A 21,934-nucleotide genomic window follows, 5' to 3' on the forward strand; every position below is an offset into this window, starting at 1 on the left:
TTACTTTTCTTTTATTTCTTTCTACGTTCTATGATATATCTATTGGTATCTTTTGTCTTTGAACGGGTTCTGAATCCTTTAGCAGGAATACCGTTCTTAGATCTTGGGTGACCTCCAGAAGCCCTTCCTTCACCTCCACCCATTGGGTGATCAACAGGGTTCATAGCTACTGGTCTAGTTCTTGGTCTTCTACCCAACCATCTGCTTCGACCTGCTTTACCAGATACCAACAATTGGTGGTCGGAGTTGGAAACTGCACCAACAGTAGCCAAACAATTGGCCAATATCATTCTCGTTTCACCTGAAGGCAATTTGATGGTTACAAACTTCCCATCTTTTGCCATCAACTGGGCAAATGTACCAGCACTACGCGCCATAACAGCACCTTGACCAGGTCTCAATTCGATACAAGAAATAATGGTACCCAATGGAATCTCACTCAATGGAAGAGCATTTCCAATTTCTGGGGCTGATTTGGCACCTGAAGAAATCTTCTGACCTACTTGCAGACCGTTTTGGGCAACCACATATCTTTTTTCTCCATCCTTGTACTCTACCAAGGCGATAAATGCAGTTCTGTTGGGATCGTATTGAATGGAAACCACTTTGGCATCCATACCTTGCTTATCCCTTTTGAAATCGATGATTCGATATCTTCTTTTATGACCTCCACCTCTATGGCGAATGGTCATTTTTCCTTGACTGTTCCTACCACCTGACTTTTTTAACGGAGCAAGCAAGCTTTTTTCCGGCTTATCAGTAGTAATCGCGTCAAATCCGTTTACTACTCTAAAACGCTGTCCAGGGGTTATCGGTTTTAATTTTCTAACTGACATTTCTTGTCTTTATAGATTACTGTAAAAATCAATAATATCGCCTTCCGCCACATCAACAATTGCCTTTTTCAAAGCGTTTGTTTTTCCGTGTTGGATTCCTGTTTTTGTATAACGACTCTTACGGTTTGGACCATAGTTCATGGTTCTCACCTTTTCTACTGAAACACCATAAGTAGCCTCAACTGCTTCCTTGATCTGAAGCTTATTGGCTGTTGGGTCAACGTAGAAACCATAACGATTGAAAAGCTCGCTATCCGCGGTCATTTTTTCCGTAATGATTGGTTTTATCAACACACTCATGATATTCTTATTTCTTAAGGTTCGATTCTATTCCTTCCAAAGCACTCTCAGTCAACACAATATTGTTTGCATTAACTATTTTATAAGTGCTTAATTCTGAGTTAGTTACAACTTCAGAACGCTCCAAATTGCGCGACGACAAATATACATTATTATTCGAGCCACCCAATACGATAAGAGACTTTTTGTTTTCTATGCTCAAAGAGGTCAAAAACGCTTTGAAATCCTTTGTCTTTGGCGCTTCAAAATTGAAATCCTCAACAACGATGATCGCTTTCTCTTTTGACTTCAATGTCAAGGCTGATTTTCTAGCCAAACGCTTGACATTTTTGTTCAATTTTTGTTGGTAATCCTTTGGTCTTGGACCGAAGATTCTACCACCACCTCTAAAAATAGGGGACTTAATGCTACCTGCTCTTGCAGTACCGGTTCCCTTTTGCTTTTTGATCTTACGGGTACTTCCAGCAATCTCAGCTCTTTCTTTAGCTTTATGGGTACCTTGTCTTTGGTGAGCCAAATATTGTTTTACATCCAAATAAATGGCATGCTCATTAGGCTCTATTCCGAAAACATCCTTAGAAAGGTCAACCTTTCTACCTGTTTCTTTTCCCTTGATATCTAAAACTGCAACCTTCATTACTTCTCAATTGTTACGTAAGCATTTTTGTGACCAGGAACAGCGCCTTTTACTACGATAAGGTTTTTCTCTGGAACCACTTTCAATACTCTTAAGTTTTGAACTGTAACTCTATCGCCGCCCATTCTACCGGCCATTTTCATTCCTTTGAAAACTCGGGCAGGATAAGATGCCGCACCAATGGAACCAGGAGCTCTTAATCTGTTGTGCTGACCGTGTGTCGCCTGTCCAACTCCACCAAAACCATGTCGCTTAACAACTCCTTGGAATCCTTTTCCTTTTGATGTACCAATTACATCAACAAATTCACCTTCAACAAAAAGATCAACACCAACGGTGTCTCCCAATTTGTATTCCCCTTCAAAATCACGGAATTCAACGACTTTCTTCTTTGGAGAAGCACCTGCTTTTTTCACATGGCCCAATTCAGCCTTGTTTGCACGCTTTTCTGCCTTGTCATCGAAACCTAGTTGAAGGGCATTGTACCCGTCCACCTCTTCGGTTCTGACTTGGGTAACCACGCATGGTCCAGCTTCAAGAACGGTACATGGAATGTTCTTTCCATTCTCGTCGAAGATGCTGGTCATGCCGATTTTTTTACCTATTAACCCAGACATATTTATTATTTATTAATTATTCACTTTTTAAGCGCCAATTTCTTGGCAAAAAAATTGGGTCAAAGAAAAGATTCTGTGACCCAGATATTTTTTCTTTTCCCGTTTTTCCTTCGCACGCAGCTCCGGACATGTCCACCTTTCTCTCAAAAGGCGTGCAAATTTACACTTTTATTTCGACTTCAACACCACTTGGAAGCTCTAATTTCATTAAAGCATCAATTGTTTTTGAAGAAGAGCTGTAAATATCCAATAATCTCTTATAAGAACTTAATTGGAATTGCTCTCTCGATTTCTTGTTCACGTGCGGTGAACGCAAAACTGTAAATATCTTTTTGTGCGTTGGTAACGGAATTGGTCCGGTAACCACAGCACCTGTTGTCTTAACTGTTTTCACAATTTTCTCAGCAGATTTATCCACTAAATTGTGATCATAAGATTTAAGCTTTATTCTAATTTTTTGACTCATCTTGCTGAAAAATTTAAGCGGTTACTCCTTTTACAGATTTAATTACTTCCTCTGCAATGTTAGAAGGAGTTTCTGCATAATGTGAAAATTCCATTGTTGAAGTTGCCCTACCTGATGACAAGGTTCTCAAAGCGGTTACATAACCAAACATTTCTGAAAGTGGCACTTCCGCTTTTACAACTTTAGAACCTGCTCTATCATCCATGTTGTTTACCTGACCTCTTCTTCGGTTCAAGTCACCAACGATATCACCCATATTTTCCTCCGGCGTAAGCACTTCCAACTTCATAATTGGCTCCATCAACACTGCCCTTGCAGCTCTCGCTGCTTCCTTGTAACCCAATTTAGCGGCAAGTTCGAAAGAAAGTGAATCAGAATCCACAGGGTGGAAAGAACCATCTTTTAGGGTAATCTTCATACTATCCATCTCAAATCCGGCCAAAGGACCATTTTTCATAGCCTCTTTGAATCCTTTTTCTACTGATGGAATATATTCCTTAGGAATGTTACCTCCTTTAATCTCGTTAACAAATTCAAGACCCGCTCCAGCTTCTTCACCCGCTGGCTCCATTACAAACACGATGTCCGCAAACTTACCACGACCACCCGTTTGTTTTTTGTATACCTCTCTATGATTGGCTACAGCGGTTAAAGCTTCTTTATACTCAACTTGAGGTTGACCTTGATTCACCTCAACTTTAAACTCACGACGTAAACGGTCAACAATGATATCCAAGTGAAGCTCACCCATACCAGAGATAATGGTCTGGCCTGAAGCTTCATCAGTTTTAACCTGGAACGTTGGATCTTCTTCAGCCAATTTAGCCAAAGACATTCCCAATTTATCAACATCCGCCTTGGTTTTAGGCTCAACCGCTATACCGATTACCGGATCAGGGAAATCCATACTTTCAAGAACGATTGGATGTTTTTCGGCAGACATGGTATCACCAGTCTTGATATCCTTAAATCCAACAGCTGCACCTATATCTCCAGCTTCAATATATTCAATCGCATTTTGCTTGTTAGAGTGCATTTGGTAGATACGAGAAATACGCTCTTTTTTGCCTGAACGATTGTTCAAGATATAAGAACCTGCATCTAAACGACCTGAATACGCTCTAAAGAATGCCAAACGACCAACAAACGGGTCAGTAGCGATCTTAAATGCCAAAGCCGAGAATGGTTCTTTTGGATCCGGCTTTCTAGTAATTTCGTTACCAGTATTTGGATCAGTACCTACAATATCATCTTTATCCAAAGGTGAAGGCAAGTAACGACAAACAGCGTCCAACAAGAACTGAACCCCTTTGTTTTTGAACGATGAACCACAAACCATAGGGATGATGGCCCTGTCCATAACAGCAGCTCTCAATGCAGCGTGCACCTCTTCTTCGGTAATGGAATCTTCATCCTCGAAGAATTTCTCCATCAATTCCTCATCATATTCAGCCACAGCCTCAATCAAGGCAGCTCTATATTCTTTTACTTCGTCTTGCATTTCAGCAGGAATATCAACCACATCGAAAGTAGAACCAAAGTTCTCATCGTGCCATACGATTGCCCTGTTCTTTGCAAGGTCAACAATTCCTTTAAAGTCTGCTTCCTCACCAATTGGCAAAACGATTGGCACCGCATTGGACCCCAACATTTCGCGAACCTGCTTACACACGTTCAAGAAGTTGGACCCTTGGCGATCCATTTTGTTTACGAAACCAATTCGAGGCACTTTATAGTTATCGGCCAATCTCCAGTTTGTTTCCGATTGTGGCTCAACACCATCAACCGCACTGAACAAGAAAACCAACCCATCCAAAACACGCAAAGAACGGTTCACCTCTACGGTAAAATCAACGTGTCCGGGAGTATCGATAATATTAAAGTGGTATCCTTTAGCATCACTGGTCGGCTGTCCATTTTCGGTAGGGAACTGCCATGTACATGTTGTAGCAGCGGAGGTAATGGTAATACCACGCTCCTGCTCTTGCTCCATCCAGTCCATGGTAGCTGCACCATCGTGCACCTCCCCAATTTTATGACTTACACCAGTATAAAAAAGAATACGCTCTGTTGTAGTAGTTTTTCCAGCATCAATGTGAGCTGCAATACCTATATTCCTTGTATATTTTAAATCTCTTGCCATTTTACCAACTAGAATCTAAAGTGTGAGAATGCTTTATTGGCCTCGGCCATTTTGTGCGTATCAACTCTTTTCTTAACAGCGGCACCTTCTTCTTTTGCAGCAGCTAAAATTTCAGCGGCCAGTTTTTGTGCCATAGATTTTTCATTACGCTTTCTTGCGTAGCTGATCAACCACTTCATTGCAGTTGAAATCTTTCTGTCAGGACGAATCTGCATAGGGATCTGGAATGTAGCCCCACCCACTCTTCTACTTCTTACTTCAACGTGCGGCATAACATTGGAAAGTGCATCCTTCCAAAGTTCCAAAGCAGTTTTTTCTTCGTCAGTGTTTTTCTCCTCCACAACATCAATTGCATCATAGAAGATTTTGAAAGCAACTGACTTTTTACCGTCCCACATCATCATGTTTACGAAACGTGTCACCAACTGATCGTTAAATTTTGGATCTGGTAACAATGGCCTTTTCTTTGCCTGTCTTTTTCTCATTACTTCTTCTTAAAAGTTTAATTACTTCTTAGGACGTTTTGCACCGTACTTAGATCGACGTTGTGTTCTTCCGGCTACTCCGGCAGTATCCAAAGCACCACGAACAATGTGGTATCTAACCCCTGGCAAATCCTTTACTCTTCCACCTCTTACCAATACTATCGAGTGCTCTTGGAGATTGTGACCTTCACCGGGGATATATGCGTTCACTTCCTTGCCATTGGTAAGCCTAACCCTTGCAACTTTACGCATTGCAGAGTTTGGTTTCTTTGGCGTAGTTGTGTAAACACGCGTACAAACCCCTCTTCTTTGAGGACACGAATCCAAAGCAGCCGATTTACTCTTCTTGGTAATTGTGACTCTTCCTTTTCGTACTAATTGTGAAATTGTTGGCATTAAAAATTTCTATTAAATAAAAATAACCCTCTTTTTGAGGGCTGCAAATGTAGTGATATTTCGGAATAATTCAAACGGCCTATCCTTTTTTTACAAGAATATTCCATTGTGCATGATTAGCAGAAGATAAAATTTAAGGCACAAATCACCTTAAGTTCAATAAAATATGAGAACCACTATTTTGACACGTGATTAATTAATGATGAAAATCGATATTTCACCTTGCAATATTTCCAATTATATATTAAGGTATAACAGAAGAAAAGAAATTACTTAAAAGACGTTAGGGTCAACTTATTGAATTCATATAATTCACCAACTGGACCAAGTCCTCTTTTTCGCCAAGATTTATTTTGTTCTCTTTCATGAATTTCTTCAGTTTTCCCATTTGTTCCTCCGGAACAAAATCCTTCAAAGCTTTTTTAGAATTTTTCAGCTTAACGGGGTTTTTATCCCCTACTGCAATATAAAAGGCGTTGGCATCCAAAAAACGTGGAGGTATATCTGCTTGATTAGGATTCTCTGCTTTTCTACCCTCCCTCAACATCTTTTGCCTTTTTTGGTACAGACTGTACTTTGCATCTGACACCAATTCCAAAAAGTAACCATCGGTGAGATTATTTTCAAAATCCACATAATCCCTTAACACATATTTGCTATTTCCAATTTCGAACCAAAGCATGAAGCTTTTGGTAATAACCTGGGGATCGTGCATTTCCGTTTTCTTGGCCTCTATCTCATCAGCAAAGGCATTATATCGCATAGGGTACTTTCCGTAGTACTGTGTACCCAAATGTACTTTGCCGATAACGAAATCCTCTTCATAGTACATAGACCCATGGATGTCTGAAAACTTAAGCTTTGACCCATCAGCATTCCTGAACTTATTGGTTAGTTCATTCATATGGGCCGATAAAGTAGTATTGTTCCACACAGGCCCTGTTGCACTCAGTGTACTCGAATAACCTTGTTGAGAAAAACCGCGTTCAACACAGAGAAGCGTAAAAAAAGAAAACAAAAAAGCTTGAAGTTTGATCGTATTTATCATTGTTTTTATTTCCAATCTACAATTATTGAAACTGTACAAAGTACTTCTAAATCGGGATAAATAAAATCTGTTTCAAAGAGCTCGGATCACACCTTATATATAATAAGGTATAGACTTGATGCCAAATCCATCCAAACCCATCCATTTTCCACATTAGTTATAAGTGTCCTTTTAAAAGTCTGTATCGTTATAAAAACCACAACACCGAACAAAGTTCAACCAAATTCTAACAACTTTGATGGGTTAGAATTTCCATTCCTTACATTGTTGTCAATGCAACCATAGAAACATCTATAAATTTAGCTAATCGATATTGAGACCAGTGTAATTGCAAAGATCATCTTAAAATTTTAGTAAAATTAGTTTGGATTATTAACATGAAATTATGATTTTAGCGCCTAGCTAATTCAAATAATTTTAAAATGAGAACAAAACTTAATGGATTGTTAACGCTGTTATTGGCGTTTGTTGTGCAAATTTCCCTTGCGCAAGACAAGACGATTTCGGGTACAGTTACGGATTCCTCCGGACTTCCGCTGCCTGGAGTCAACATTGTCGTTGAAGGTACTTCCACAGGTACTCAAACAGATTTTGATGGAAATTATACGATTTCTGTCAACACCGGACAAACTCTATTGTTTACCTACATAGGTCAAAGAGATGTCCGAAGAACTGTTGGCGCTGGAAATACCATTAATGTACAGATGGAAGAAGATGCGCAGGCGCTGGAGGAAGTAGTTGTAACAGCGCTAGGTATTAAAAGGGAGAAGCAAGCTCTAGGTTATGCGGTTTCTGAGGTTGGAGAGGATCAATTAGAATCCCGCCCAGAAGGTGATGTTGCCAGGGTTCTTCAAGGTAAGGCTTCCGGTATCCAAATTACCAATCAAAGTGGTCTTTCCGGTTCAGGTACCAACATTATCATTAGAGGTCTAAGTACTTTTAGTGGTAGCAACCAGGCCCTTTTCATCGTTGACGGTGTTCCCTTTAGTACGGATACCAACTCACAGGGTAGAAACGGGGATCGTCAAGATTTCATCAACGGTAACAACGGATCCAGTAGGTTCTTGGATATCGACCCAAACAGTATTGAGAGTGTAAACGTTTTGAAAGGTCTTGCCGCCGCAACGCTATATGGTTCCTTAGGACGTAATGGAGTTGTGTTGATTACCACTAAAGGTGGTGGTTCAGGAGGTGGGCCAAAGAAAACCGAGATAACTGTAAACTCATCTTATTTCATAAACGAAATCGCTTCGTTGCCTGATTATCAAAATGAATATGGTAATGGGTTTGACCAAGCTTTCGGATGGTTCTTCAGTAACTGGGGACCAAGCTTTAGAAGAGACGGAGCAGCAGGATGGGGTAACCAAGCGGCTATCGATGATAACGGTACGCTAGCTCACCCATACTCCACATCTACAGCTGCTATCCAAGCCGCTTTTCCAGAGTTTCAAGGTGCTCGTTATGATTGGAGACCTTACGATAGTGTTAAAAACTTCTTTAAGCAAGGGAGTGTAGAATCACTTAACGTTAATGTTAGAGGCGGTTCCGATGATGGAAACATTTCATACAACATCAATTACGGCCACCTCAAAGACAAGGGATTTACACCAAATAACTCTGTAAACAGAAATACTTTAGGTATTGGTGGTAACGCCAAATTGAGCAATAAGTTCACGGTTAACGGAACTTTGAACTTCGCAAGAACAAAATTTATTTCACCACCTGTTGCATTGAGCCAGGGTAACGGTGCTACAGGTACTGGTTCATCTGTATTTGGAGACCTTTGGTTTACTCCACGTAGTATTGATGTTCTTGGGTTGCCTTTTCAGGATCCAATTACTGGAGGAAGTGTTTATTATCGTCAGAACAACTCCATTCAGCACCCGCTTTGGACAATCAACAACGCAGAGTCCAATCAGGAAACCAACAGGGTTTTTGGACAAGCGTCTATTGCATATGATTTCACCGACAACTTAAGTCTAGTTTATAGAGCTGGTCTTGACGTGTACAGTGAAAACAATGTCAACTTTCAAAACAGAGGTGGGGTCAACAGTAACAGTAATGATGTTCGTTTGGCCAGTGGTTTCTATGAAACTTGGAACAACACCAACACTATATGGGATCACAACCTTGTATTGAATGGACAATATGACATTACGGAAAAAATTGGAACTACATTCCAAGTTGGAGGAACTACAAGAAGAGAGTTCTTTGACCAAAACGGTGTGGCCAGTGACAACCAAATTACTTTTGGAGTACTTCGTCATTTCAACTTCTTGAACCAAGTTCCAATTCAAACTTTGGTCGAAAGAAACATCGTCGGACTTTATGCTCAAGCGGAATTTGATTATGACAACTTCGTATACCTTACACTAGCAGGAAGGAATGACTGGGTATCTAACTTCTCTAGAGACAACAGATCACAGTTCTATCCTAGTGCAAGTGTCTCGATTATTCCAACCGCTGCCATCGATGGATTAAAATCTGAAAATGTATTGAACTATTTGAAGATTAGAGGTGGTATAGGGGTTTCTGCAAACTTTGAGTCATCTGCTTATCCAATTGCGAACACCTTGGTTTTGAATTCAAGGGATAACCAAGATGGCGCAGGAACACTTGTAGTAGGAAATACAACAGGTACACGTTTGGGTAACCCAGATTTGAAACCTGAAACCTTGGAGGAAATAGAATTAGGTATAGAATCAAGATGGTGGAACAACCGAATAACTTTGGATGCTTCCGTTTATACCAGAAAAACAAACGACTTGATTCTTAACAGACCTCTACCTCCATCACGTGGTTTTACATTCACTGATACCAACATTGGTGAAATCCAATCTGATGGTATTGAGGCGGATTTAGGCATCAACTGGATCAGAGCTAAAGATGAAGGCGGTTTTGATTGGTCAACCAATATTAACTTCACCGCATATGAAACGACAGTGGAAGACCTAGGTCTTGAAACCGATTTAGTTGTTTATTCAGGTTTCACTAACTTGGGTAATGCCGCTATCGAAGGAGAACCATTAGGAGTTATCTACGGAAGTAGAATCTTGCGAGATGCCAGTGGTAACTTTGTGGTTGGTGCAGACGGTAACTATGTACAAGACCCTGAAGATGGTGTAATCGGAGATCCTAACCCAGATTGGATAGCCAACGTAAGGAACAGCATATCTTATAAGAACTTTACTTTAGGGTTCCAGTGGAATTATACCCAAGGAGGCGATGTTTCTTCTGCTACAATTTCTACATTGCTAGGAAGGGGTCTTATTACCGAAACTATTGACAGGGAAGATACATACATTCTTCCAGGTGTAGATCAGAGTGGTAATCCTAACAACCTTCAGATTAACAACTCTACATACTTCTTTAGCAACTTGCTATTTGGTCCAAGTGAGCTTCAGATCTATGATGCCACTACTATCCGTTTACAAGAAGCTTCGCTGTCTTATGGATTACCTTCCAAGTTCTTGGATAAAACCCCATTCGGAAGTTTAACTTTTACCGTTTCTGGGCAAAACCTTTGGTACAGGGCCGTTAATACACCGAAAGGAGCGAATTTCGATCCGAATACTGCTGGTTTAGGGGTAAACAACGGTCAAGGTTTCGACTTTATCAACGGACCTAGTTCAAGAAGATATGGTCTTAGTGTAAAAGCAACATTCTAAGATGAAAAAAATTGATATAATGAAAAACATAAGCAAATATTTGATTTTATCCTTAGCCTCTGTGGCAGTTCTATCGTCTTGTGAGACATTGGAACTGGATATCACTGAAAATCCAAATGCTCTTACCCCTACACAAGCGAATCCAGATTTCTTTTTGAATTCGATTCAAGAAGATTTTGTGAGACACCTTGAGGGTACATCGGCAACTGAAGATAACTTCACACAGAACGGAGCCAATGATGGTTTCAACGAATTTGGAATGGAATTGACACGAACGGCCAATTTCAACGTTCGTAATTATCAGAGTGCCTTTCAAGGTACCGTCTTTGATGATGAATGGATCAACGCCTATAGAGGTATTTTAGCCGATATTCGAGCTATGCAACCTTTGGCTGAAGAAGCTGGTTTAACGCGTCACATCGGTATAGCCCAGTTTGTGGAAGCGTATGTTTTCACATCCCTTGTGGACTTTTTCGGAGACATTCCTTATACCGAAGCAATTCAAGAAGGTAACAACAGCCCAGCTTTGGATTCGGGTGCCAGCATCTATGACGCTGCATTGAATTTATTAGATCAGGCAATTGTAAATTTCACGAACACAACTTCTGCAGATCCACCCAACGACTTTTTCTATAACAATGATTATGACAAATGGGTCTTGGCTGCAAATACGTTGAAAATGAAACTTTATCTACAACGTAGATTGGTAGATGCTAACGCAGCTGCTAGTTTCAACGCAATTGTAAACAGTGGTAACTATATTCAGGACACTGCTGATGATTTCCAGTATTCTTGGCCGGCTACAAGTGCTACGAATCCTGACAACAGACATCCAAGATATGGTATCAACTATGCTGCTGCTGGAGCTGGTGAATACATGTCAAACTGGATGATGTGGGTAATGGATAATGCTGGTGACCCTAGACTTAGATATTACGTATATAGACAAACTGATGCAGTACCTGGTGCTGAAATCCCACCAAACGAGGAATTATTGAACTGCTCTTTGGAGACTCCTCCTCAGCACTATGTAGATGCTGGATTTGGAGACACTTTCTGCTATTTGGAAAATGGTTTCTGGGGTAGAGCGCACGGAGAAGCTGATGGTATTCCACCAGATGGTCTTTTAAGAGCTACCTGGGGGGTTTATCCCGCAGCTGGTCGTTTCGATGACGATACGTTCACAGCAATTGCCCAGGGCGCTACTTCCGCTGGAGGAAATGGTGCTGGAATCTCACCAATACTTACTGCATTTATGGTTGACTTCTGGAGAGCAGAATTTGCCATGGAGGCTGGAGATGCCGCCGCAGCTGAAACTTTTATCTCAGATGGTTTGACCAAGCAGATTGCTAAAGTTCAACCTTTCGCAGCGCTTGATGTAAATGCTGATCTTTCTTTTGAGCCTTCCGCTGGTGATATAACTAGTTTTATCAACTCTGTTACTTCTGCTTTTAACTCTGCAGATACCAATGGTAAATGGGATATTTTGGGAGAGCAATACTTGATTTCCACATTTGGTAACGGTATTGAACCGTACAACTTCTACCGAAGAACCAATTTCCCAACAACTTTACAGCCTAACTTGGAGCCTGACCCAGGAACATTCATTAATTCAATGTTCTATCCTCAAAATGAGGTAAATGGAAATGCCAATCTTTCGCAGAAGGCTACAAATGCTGATACCGTTTTTTGGGATACCAATGGAACACCTCCAGCTAATTAATAATGAAAAGAAAATTTAGATCATGAAAAGAATCAAATATTATATAATTGCATTACTCGCAGTCATGACTACATCTTGTAGCGAGGATGACCAAACGGTTGATTTAGTTCAATCTACGGTTACCAGAGGAGCGGTACTTAGAACTCTTTCCCAAACCGGAACAGCTTGGGATGTACTTAATCCAGATGAGGCATATTCTCTAGAAATTGAAGAACAAGATCATGAGGATGGTGCATTACTTCAAGAAGTAAGAGTGTTTGTTGACTTGGTTGATAATACTGATGACGCGACCACAGTTACAACAGAAACTATGCTTACTACCATCGCAGGATCGTCTTTTACTTCTGGTCCTAATGGTTTGCCAAGAGGTTCGTTCGGTACCACGCTAGGAGAGATAGCTTCCACATTAGGAATCTCTCTTGGAGATTACAATTGTGGCGACCAATTTAATGTACGCCTAGAACTGGTACTTACCGATGGTAGATCTTTTACGGATGTGGATGCTACTGGAAACGTATCTGGGGGGTCATTTTTCTCCTCACCATATAGCTACAGAATTTCTTTGGTAGCACCTCTTCCAAGCGACGATTTGTATACCGGACAATACCAGCTTACCACATTGGCTAACGGTATTTTTGGTGTAGCAGATTACGTTGATGGTGTTTACGCTATAGAATCTGTAAACAACACTACGAAAGTGCTGAAGGATGTTCCTACATTCGCTGCTTTTGGACCTTTTGGCCCAGTCGATGTAGAGTTTGAGTTCGTTTGTGGTGAGATTATCATGAAACCTGCCCAAGGTGTTGGTGCCGGATGTAACGGTACTATTGCTAGTGGACCTGCCAATACAAATACCACGTATGACTTGGCAAATCCTGATGACAGTGTTTTCATAATCAACTTTACGTCAGATGAAGCTGATGACTGTGGAACAGGTACTGCCCAGGCATCAATTCAATTGACCAAGATTTAATTTTAATTAATTTTTATAATAGAAAACCACCCTTTTTGGGTGGTTTTTTTGTTATTTTCTACCCTCTTAATTCGACTCATTTTAGAAGAGTATATTTGTGTTCACACCCATTAATATGATGCGCAAAAGAAGTTTTATTGTTTTCTTGGTATTCGTTGCTACCCTGTTTGCATGTGGTGATGACAAAGGTAATATTGCTACAAAGAAGGAAACCAATTCAAACAATACAATTGAATCCCCGCTTTTCCAAAAAATTTCATCAGCCGAAAGTGGCATATCCTTTGAAAATACCATTCAACACGATGTTGCGACAATGCATAATCTTTTTGATTATGATTATTTCTATAATGGGGCTGGAGTAGGTGTTGAGGACTTGAACAATGATGGTCTTTTAGATGTAGTTTTTTGTGGTAATCAGGTTCCCAATCGAATATACCTTAACCAAGGCGACATGAAATTCAAGGATATCACTGAAACTGCTGGTATTAACAACGGCAAGCAATGGTCCAATGGGGTCACTTTCATGGATATCAATAATGATGGATGGATGGACATTTACATTTCCCAAGGAGGTCCAAATTCTCGAGAAAACCGCAAAAATCTTCTGTTCATTAATCAAAAGGATGATTCCTTTACAGAAAAGGCAGAGGAATACGGGTTAGCAGACATGGGCATTAGCACCCAATCCGCCTTTTTTGATTATGATAAAGATGGTGATCTCGACTGCATTGTAATGAATGAAAATGAACTTTACGGGCTTGACCCCATCAGTTTGAGCAGATACGTCGGTTCAAATCAAGAAAACATTTATTTCAATTCTTCGCATCTGTATCGGAACGATAATGGAAAATTTACAGATGTCACCAAACAAGCGGGATTGGAAAAACCGATTTTTGGTCTGGGCCTAATGGTTTCAGATTTAAATGAAGATGGATGGATGGATGTTTACATGGCAAGCGACTATTACCTTCCCGATGTCATGTACATCAACAATACAAATGGAACTTTTTCAGATCAAATAAAGGAAACCACCAATCAAATCTCATTTTATGGAATGGGAATTGATGTTGCCGATTTGGACAACGATACACTACAAGACATTTTTGTGTTGGACATGGCGGCAAACGATCATGTCCGGTCTAAGACCCTAATGGCCTCAATGAGCACCGGAAGGTTCGATTATTTGGTCAACAAAGCGGATTTTCAATATCAATACATGTACAATTCGCTTCAAAAGAACATTGGAGGTTTAAAATTCAACAACATCTCCCAAATGTCCGGTGTGGCCAATACCGATTGGAGCTGGTCCGTTTTAATGAACGATTTTGATTTGGATGGCCACAAAGAAATCCATGTGACCAATGGATATCGAAGATATGCCCTAGACAATGATTTGCAACGACAGGTTTTTGAAGCGAGGCAAAAGTATGGTGCGAATGTACCCTTGGAAGTAAAGCAGCAGCTCTATGAAGCTATGCCATCAGAAAAATTGCCAAACATTATGTACAAGCAAAAATCGAAGCTAAACTACACCGACGTGTCTTCTGATTGGGGTTTAGCTGATTTTTCGTTTAGTAATGGAGCCGTTTCTGCAGATTTGGACAATGATGGCGATCTCGACCTTGTAATCAACAATATGGACGAAAGTGCCTTTGTCTATCAAAACCTTTCCAGGGAAGAAGAAAAAGGTAATTTCCTAAAGGTGGTGGCCAATGGGGAGTCCTCTGAAGAATTTAGCAAGGTTAAAATCGATATAGGAGCTACTTCACAACTAATAGAAATCAAAAGGGTAAGGGGTTATAGATCTGCGCAAGAAAACAACGCCCTCTTTGGAATTGGGAACAGCACAACCATCGATACCGTGACCATCTACTGGAAGAATGGGAAGATGCAGCAAAAATTTAATATCCCTGCAAACACCACACTTACATTTTCAAAAAGTGAGGCAAAAAAAACATATAAGTCTGACAACACTGTTAGCACTTACTTCAAAAAAGTAGACAATTCCGCCATTGGACTGGATTTCGTGCACCAGGAGAATGCCTTTGATGATTTCGAAGAAGAAATCCTATTGCCCTACAAACAATCCAATTTAGGTCCTTTTATAGCAAAGGGAGACATTGATAATGACGGTCTAATGGATTTTCATATTGGTGGGGCATCAGGTCAGCCAGGTCAGATTTACAAGCAAGCTAGGTCCGGATTTACGAAAGTAAACTCCCCCGCTCTTGTCAACGATGCCCAATATGAAGACATGGAATCCTTATTTTTCGATTTTGATGGTGATAAGGACTTGGATTTATTCGTCGTCAGTGGGGGCAATGAGTTTGCCGAGCATTCTTCATACCATATGGACAGGATCTATCTGAATGATGGAACCGGGCATTTTACCCGACTGGAGAGTGACGTTCTTGGCAAGTACCCTAAAAATGGTAAAACCGTGAGTTTTATTGATTACGACAAAGATGGGGACAATGATATTTTGGTTGGAAATCGTGTTATACCTCGAATGTATCCCAATCACCAACCATCGGTACTTTACGAAAATGTCAACGGTGAACTTATAGAGGCAACCCAAAAGGTTTCTCCCGATTTATCTGATTTTGGAATAGTCAACGATATTCAGGTCACAGACATAAACAATGATGGATGGGAAGATTTTATTGTTGTGGGTGAATGGACAGGTATTGGTGTTTTTATCAATGAAAATGGTACTTTCAAGAATATCAGTGCTGAAAATCCAGTGCTAAAGGAAAAGGGTTGGTGGTTTTCCATCAGTGAAACCGATGTGAACAATGATGGTCTAAAGGATTATATAGTTGGAAATGCAGGGCTTAATATTAAGTTCAAGGCCTCTACGGAAAAACCATTTAAAATCTATGCCACTGATTTTGATGATAACGGAACCAACGATATTGTATTGAGCAAAAAGTACAATGGGACCTATGTTCCCGTAAGAGGAAGGGAATGCTCATCGCAACAGATGCCGTTCATAAAGGACAAATTTGAAACGTATACCGAATTTGCCAACGCCAGCTTAACGGACATTTATGGAGAGAAATTAAATACTTCCTATGAAAATAGCATTACCCAATTCGAATCCATTCTTTTGATCAATAAGGGAAATCTCAATTTTGAAAAACAAACACTTCCTGTCAATGTCCAATCCTATCCATTATTTGATTGTTCCTTTATTGATTTGAATAAAGATGGGTTTGAAGATGTGGTTACCGTTGGAAACATTTACGGGACAGAGGTAGAGACTCCACGATTGGACGCGCTTTCAGGTGTAATTTTGCTCTCGAATGGAAAGGACGGGTATCAAAGCGTCCCTCAGCAAGAATCGGGGTTAATTTTGGATGGAAACGTGAAAAGCATTCAACTTATCGAGGGACCAAATAACCAGAAATATCTAATTAATACCGCTAACAATGGTCCGCTGATGGTCCATAAAATTTCTTCTTAAAAAGAAGTGGCTTACCTTGCAGGCAGAAAAAATACATCATGAATAACCAAATCTATGGGATCAGGGCTATATTGCAAGCAATAGAAGCCGAGCAGCCCATAAACAAGATATTCCTTCAGAAAGGACTTAGTGGAGAGCTTTATAAGGAGTTGGAGGCCGCTATCCGGAAAAATGGACTCAGCAGCTCCTATGTTCCAATGGAAAAATTGAATAGACTTACCAAGAACAATCATCAGGGTGCTGTGGCCAATATTTCACCGGTTCAATTCCATAATCTTGAGGAACTGGTAGAACGCGTATTGGAAAAAGAAAGTACCCCGCTCTTTTTGTTGTTAGATCAGGTTTCAGATGTTCGGAATTTTGGTGCAATCATCAGAACAGCTGAATGCTGTGGTGTCGATGGCATTATAGTTCCCAAAAATGGTGCTGCACCCATAACGGATGACACGGTTAAGACCTCGGCTGGTGCCGCGTTCAATGTCCCTATCTCTAAGGTAGACCATTTAAAGGATGCCATATTCTATCTACAATCATCCGGTATCGAAATTGTTGCTGCTACCGAAAAAACGGAAAACGAGATCTATTCGGTGGATTTCTCCAAACCCTGCGCCGTTGTGATGGGAGCTGAAGATAAGGGAATTTCCGCCTCAATCCTAAATCTTGTTGACCACAAAGCAAAGCTTCCACTTCTGGGCGAAATAGGTTCGCTAAATGTTTCCGTGGCCTGTGGCGTGTTCTTATATGAGGTGGTAAGGCAGCGAGCTCAATAGTCTCAGGACTCCGTATCTTTCTTGTAGTGATAAGAAATCTTAATCTTGTTATCGACATCTTCTGGCGGAGTTTCTATAAAATTGCCGTTTTCATCAAAGTGTTTTAAAAAGGGGTCGTCATCCTCATTGTAATCTTCCCGCTCCCAGTGGTACTTCTTTTCCTTTGGCACCTTGACCTTTAAAAGAATCGCCAATAGCAAACCAGTAATAAATCCTGAAAGGTGCCCTTCCCATGAAACGCCGTCCTTTATTGGGAAAATGTACCAAATCATACTTCCATAGATAAAGACCACAACCAGCGATAATGCTATCAATCTAAAATGTTTGGCGAACACTCCCTTGAAAAAAATAAAACTCGCCAAAACATAAATAACCCCACTGGCCCCGATATGATACGAAGGCCTGCCTATCAACCAGGTCGAAAACCCGGAAATCAAGATTCCCCAGACCAATGTTTTTAAGGCTACGGATCGGTAAAAATAAAACAGGAAAGCTGTCAAGACAGCCAAGGGAATGGTGTTATTGTACAGATGTTCTACCGAACCATGGATAAACGGACTTAAAAGCACCCCTCTCAATCCTAAAAGTTTTCTTGGATAGACCCCAAATTCATTAAAATTGGTCCCAAGCTGAATTTCAAACCAAAAAACCGTCCATATGGACAGCATGGCCAAAAGCGGCGCCATCAATACACCATTGGAAAACTTAAAATCATTTGAATCAGCCATGCTATTTTGTAATCAATTATCCGGCCATATCATGAAATTACACATTTTGTCATGTTTTACTCAAAATACATCAAAACAGATCTTAACAGCTACTACAAAATTGTCTTATTTTTATCGCTATGAATGAACCTTTGGCGGAGCGTATACGTCCCAAAACCCTTGAAGACTATATAAGTCAGCACCATTTAGTGGGTCAAAATGGCTCGTTGACACATCAAATCAAAAATGGGATAATCCCCTCGTTGATATTATGGGGGCCACCAGGGACCGGAAAAACAACTTTGGCCAATATTATTGCCCATGAAAGTCAAAGACCATTTTATACACTTAGTGCTATCAGTAGTGGTGTCAAAGATGTGCGGGAAGTAATCGACAAGGCAAAACAGGCAGGAGGGCTTTTTACCTCCAAAAATCCAATCCTTTTCATTGATGAAATTCATCGATTTAGTAAGTCCCAGCAAGATTCTTTATTGGGAGCAGTGGAAAAAGGATGGGTAACACTTATAGGAGCTACTACAGAAAACCCAAGTTTTGAGGTAATTCCTGCGCTTTTATCCCGTTGTCAGGTTTATATCTTAAACCCTTTTGAAAAAGAAGATCTAGAGTCACTTTTGAATAGGGCCATGACTTCGGATACCCTGTTGAAATCCAAAAAGATAAATTTAAAAGAAACCGAGGCTTTGCTACGCCTTTCCGGGGGAGACGGCCGTAAACTCTTAAACATTTTTGAGCTGATTGTAAATTCTGAAGTTGGTGAAACTGTTACCATCACCAATGACCTGGTCCTTCAAAAAGTGCAAAAGAACACCGTGCTTTATGATAAAACAGGTGAACAGCATTATGATATCATATCAGCTTTTATCAAATCTATCCGGGGAAGTGATCCCAATGCAGCCGTTTATTGGTTGGCGCGTATGATAGAGGGAGGTGAAGATGTCAAGTTTATTGCCCGAAGGATGGTAATATTGGCATCTGAGGATATTGGAAATGCTAATCCTACCGCATTGGTACTCGCCAATTCCGCCTTTCAAGCCGTAAATACCATTGGCTATCCAGAAGCAAGAATCATTCTTAGTCAGTGCGCCACATATTTGGCCAGTTCGGCAAAAAGCAATGCAAGTTATATGGCCATAAAATATGCACAGCAAAAGGTGAAGGAAACCGGTGACCTTTCCGTTCCGTTGGCCATTAGAAATGCCCCGACGAAGTTGATGAAAGATCTAGGTTATGGAAAAGGATATGATTACGCGCATGACCACGAGAATAATTTCGTTGATCTCGAGTTTCTTCCCGAAGAAATTTCAGGTACTACCTTTTACAAGCCCGGAAAGAATCCCCGGGAAAATGCTATGAGGGATTTTCTAAAAAATCGCTGGAAGGATAAATATCAATTTTAGAATTTGATATTAAGTTCCTTGCCTTTACCACCTTCGGCATATTCAAGGACCCATTTCCCATCTTTTTTGAAAACTATTCCATTTTTCCCATTGTGATTGACCATAAAAATGTCGTCAGAAGAGGTTTTCATTAACTTCATTACCACTTTGGGCGTGCTATCCACCAGTTGATATCCATTTTCTATGGGCTGCGCATACAAAAGGCCTTCTTGTAAAGACTCGTTGGTAGTCGCAGTCTTAACATAAGAAGATTCCACAGGCTCCACAGCTTTATAGGTCTGATTTTCCGGTGTAGCTTCTTGAACTATAACCTTTTCCACAGGTTTTTCTTCCAGTTTTTTCACATCATTTTTAAAACTGACTGTAATAGGTTTCTCCGCTGTGGTTTTCTTTTCTTCTTCTTTGGAAGGGGTGTATACGTAATCCATTCCTTGGAACGAAATAAAACTCTCGTTGATCGCTTCCCTATAGGCCTCTTTGTATTTTTTTATCTTGCTCCTTCCTTCAATAGACCTAAAAACTTCGTTCATTTGGCAATCCCGTAAAACAATTTCAGTTTTAGTGGCAAAAAGCGAGGAATTGTCTTCAAAATCCACCAGCAATCCCAAACATCTATTATTAGCCAAATCTTGAGGTAATTCATCATCATAAACAGCATTGAAGCCATTTTTAGTAAAAAGATACTTGATCACGGTGCTTGTTTGATGTCGATTGGGAATTTTATAGACGTCAAAATGTTTAGGCACAATAATGTATTTATACTTGTTTAATTGTGCACTCATGGACATGCTTATACCTGCTGCAAATACAGTTAAAAATATTAATCTCAGTTTCATATTGTGTGACTAATCAATTATCGTTCCAAGATATAATATTAAATCCGAACTGTAAAGAAGCATAATGACTGTCCGCAATATTTCGATAACCTAAAAGGTTGTCTCCTAAAATGTAGAAATTGATGGGACCCATTTGCATGTTGAGCCCTAAACCGATATTTGTAAAGGAATATTTGTCTGCTGTATAGGTGGTCTTAAAAGCAAATCCACTACCCAACCTTTTTTGGAAAAATCCGGTAACAGCTGCTTGCACTCCCCGAGGACGTTTCATAAGAAATAACTGCCCTCCTACACTATTTCTGTAAAATGCATCATTCTGCCCACCTTGGGGGTTTATTCCACAGCCGCACTCCTCATCGAAAATGCCTCCTTCACCAAAATTATAGCGAATGGAGCCGTACACTTTTACCGGCCTGAACGATAAGTAACTCTTGTCATTTTCCTCGTAAGGAACCGCCTCTTCCAACTCATCAACCAGGTCCTCCCAAAGGTTATTGTTCAAATTGGGGACGTCTTCTGGTAAAAAGACCGTGATACCTTCATTGCTTGCAGTACCCCTTACCGTATAATTGTTGACATCCTTAGAATTGTGTATGAAGCCAACATCCAAAATACTTCCAGTAATTGTGGTTTGGGGATTTAATTGATACGTGAAACCAGCATCAAAACCCAAGCCTAAATTACCACCGAACAGCGCTCTTTTCATGAATAACTTTGTCAAATCCCTTTGGGTTGTCCCGGTATCTTCCTCCACGATATCCACAAAGCCCTCAACCCCAGAAGTTTGAAGTTGCATATCGGCTGTAATGCTCGTGGTATATATATTGTCCTGCCCTAAAGTCGTTCTGAACGATCCAGAGTTTTGAATGGATTGAAATTGAAAAATACTGGAATAGATTTTGGCCCTTGCTCCCACTGTCAGCGTGTTACCAATCCTTCTGTTAACCCCAAAATGGACCACATTGACCATCTCGCCCCTAAGACTAAGGTCAGCAAGATCAAAACTTCTTCCAATGTTAGCTCCTCCGTTACCCTCGAAAGCCAAGGCCGCGAGGTCTTTGGGCCAATAGACAATGACATCGGTTTCACCGTACATACCAAAACTATAGTAATCATCTGGCCTGTTCTTTCCCCTAAAGCCTACATTAAATATATCGATCTGACTGGTAGTACTGAAATCGTCTCTTTTGCTCATGCCCAGAACCAACTGGTCCCTTACTTTGGTTGTAAAATCAACACCGTCATCGGCAAAAAGATCATTAACTGTTACTCCACTTGTACCTGCCTGAAAGGACAATCCCGATAGAACAGGAACTCCAACGTGCCATTTTTCCAAAGTTTTTACACCTGGATTTACCAATAATGACTGCGGAATCTCATAAAAATCGTACAACAATTGTTTGTTCTGACCCTGCAGTGCAATCACTCCAAACAAAGCTGACGCT

The 21,934-nt window shown here is 40.5% G+C and carries 18 protein-coding genes; 6 read left to right on the forward strand and 12 right to left on the reverse strand.

The features are described 5' to 3' along the window. Positions 1-11: 11 nt before the first annotated feature. The 9 genes from rplB to ACULLH_RS10750 form a co-directional block, all read right to left on the reverse strand. On the reverse strand, positions 12-836 hold the full coding sequence (gene rplB / locus ACULLH_RS10710; protein ID WP_452127881.1) for a 50S ribosomal protein L2: 825 nt from the start codon (positions 834-836) through the stop codon (positions 12-14). Positions 837-845: 9 nt separating this feature from the next. Then, positions 846-1,136 (reverse strand): 50S ribosomal protein L23, encoded by a 291-nt coding sequence (gene rplW / locus ACULLH_RS10715; protein ID WP_420320194.1) that lies wholly within the window; start codon positions 1,134-1,136, stop codon positions 846-848. Between the two features lie 7 nt (positions 1,137-1,143). Beyond that, complete coding sequence (rplD, locus tag ACULLH_RS10720; RefSeq protein ID WP_454088732.1) at positions 1,144-1,773, reverse strand: 50S ribosomal protein L4; 630 nt, start codon at positions 1,771-1,773, stop codon at positions 1,144-1,146. After that, positions 1,773-2,390 (reverse strand): 50S ribosomal protein L3, encoded by a 618-nt coding sequence (gene rplC, locus ACULLH_RS10725; RefSeq protein WP_454088733.1) that lies wholly within the window; start codon positions 2,388-2,390, stop codon positions 1,773-1,775. The genes rplD and rplC overlap by 1 nt, the downstream gene beginning before the upstream one ends. A gap of 160 nt (positions 2,391-2,550) precedes the next feature. Next, complete coding sequence (gene rpsJ, locus ACULLH_RS10730) at positions 2,551-2,856, reverse strand: 30S ribosomal protein S10 (protein WP_007094989.1); 306 nt, start codon at positions 2,854-2,856, stop codon at positions 2,551-2,553. 13 nt (positions 2,857-2,869) lie between these two features. After that, complete coding sequence (fusA, locus tag ACULLH_RS10735) at positions 2,870-4,999, reverse strand: elongation factor G (protein ID WP_454088734.1); 2,130 nt, start codon at positions 4,997-4,999, stop codon at positions 2,870-2,872. Between the two features lie 8 nt (positions 5,000-5,007). Next, a complete protein-coding gene (gene rpsG, locus ACULLH_RS10740; protein WP_454088735.1) occupies positions 5,008-5,484 on the reverse strand; it encodes a 30S ribosomal protein S7 in 477 nt (158 codons plus the stop codon). A 21-nt stretch (positions 5,485-5,505) separates the two neighbouring features. Beyond that, a complete protein-coding gene (gene rpsL / locus ACULLH_RS10745; RefSeq protein WP_031445118.1) occupies positions 5,506-5,880 on the reverse strand; it encodes a 30S ribosomal protein S12 in 375 nt (124 codons plus the stop codon). Between the two features lie 289 nt (positions 5,881-6,169). Beyond that, on the reverse strand, positions 6,170-6,928 hold the full coding sequence (locus ACULLH_RS10750; protein ID WP_454088736.1) for a hypothetical protein: 759 nt from the start codon (positions 6,926-6,928) through the stop codon (positions 6,170-6,172). A 422-nt stretch (positions 6,929-7,350) separates the two neighbouring features. On the opposite strand from ACULLH_RS10750, the gene ACULLH_RS10755 reads away from it, so the two are divergent. From ACULLH_RS10755 to rlmB, 5 genes are all read left to right on the forward strand, one after another. Then, positions 7,351-10,596 (forward strand): SusC/RagA family TonB-linked outer membrane protein, encoded by a 3,246-nt coding sequence (locus tag ACULLH_RS10755; protein WP_454088737.1) that lies wholly within the window; start codon positions 7,351-7,353, stop codon positions 10,594-10,596. Positions 10,597-10,615: 19 nt separating this feature from the next. Continuing rightward, a complete protein-coding gene (locus tag ACULLH_RS10760) occupies positions 10,616-12,319 on the forward strand; it encodes a SusD/RagB family nutrient-binding outer membrane lipoprotein (RefSeq protein WP_454088738.1) in 1,704 nt (567 codons plus the stop codon). A 22-nt stretch (positions 12,320-12,341) separates the two neighbouring features. Then, complete coding sequence (locus ACULLH_RS10765) at positions 12,342-13,292, forward strand: hypothetical protein (protein WP_454088739.1); 951 nt, start codon at positions 12,342-12,344, stop codon at positions 13,290-13,292. 115 nt (positions 13,293-13,407) lie between these two features. Then, positions 13,408-16,758 carry a VCBS repeat-containing protein gene (locus ACULLH_RS10770; RefSeq protein ID WP_454088740.1) on the forward strand — a complete coding sequence of 1,117 codons (3,351 nt, stop codon included), beginning with the start codon at positions 13,408-13,410 and terminating at the stop codon, positions 16,756-16,758. A 38-nt stretch (positions 16,759-16,796) separates the two neighbouring features. Then, on the forward strand, positions 16,797-17,528 hold the full coding sequence (gene rlmB, locus ACULLH_RS10775) for a 23S rRNA (guanosine(2251)-2'-O)-methyltransferase RlmB (protein WP_454088741.1): 732 nt from the start codon (positions 16,797-16,799) through the stop codon (positions 17,526-17,528). A 2-nt stretch (positions 17,529-17,530) separates the two neighbouring features. Here rlmB and ACULLH_RS10780 read toward each other — a convergent pair whose 3' ends face one another. Continuing rightward, complete coding sequence (locus ACULLH_RS10780; RefSeq protein WP_454088742.1) at positions 17,531-18,256, reverse strand: rhomboid family intramembrane serine protease; 726 nt, start codon at positions 18,254-18,256, stop codon at positions 17,531-17,533. 119 nt (positions 18,257-18,375) lie between these two features. On the opposite strand from ACULLH_RS10780, the gene ACULLH_RS10785 reads away from it, so the two are divergent. Then, on the forward strand, positions 18,376-19,653 hold the full coding sequence (locus ACULLH_RS10785) for a replication-associated recombination protein A (protein ID WP_454088743.1): 1,278 nt from the start codon (positions 18,376-18,378) through the stop codon (positions 19,651-19,653). On the opposite strand, the gene ACULLH_RS10790 is transcribed toward ACULLH_RS10785, so the two are convergent. Both ACULLH_RS10790 and ACULLH_RS10795 read right to left on the reverse strand, forming a co-directional pair. After that, on the reverse strand, positions 19,650-20,489 hold the full coding sequence (locus ACULLH_RS10790; protein WP_454088744.1) for a hypothetical protein: 840 nt from the start codon (positions 20,487-20,489) through the stop codon (positions 19,650-19,652). The genes ACULLH_RS10785 and ACULLH_RS10790 overlap by 4 nt on opposite strands. A 13-nt stretch (positions 20,490-20,502) precedes the next feature. Beyond that, positions 20,503-21,915 carry a DUF5723 family protein gene (locus ACULLH_RS10795; protein ID WP_454088745.1) on the reverse strand — a complete coding sequence of 471 codons (1,413 nt, stop codon included), beginning with the start codon at positions 21,913-21,915 and terminating at the stop codon, positions 20,503-20,505. Positions 21,916-21,934 lie beyond the last annotated feature (19 nt).

It is taken from the genome of Flagellimonas sp. 2504JD4-2 (assembly GCF_053642935.1).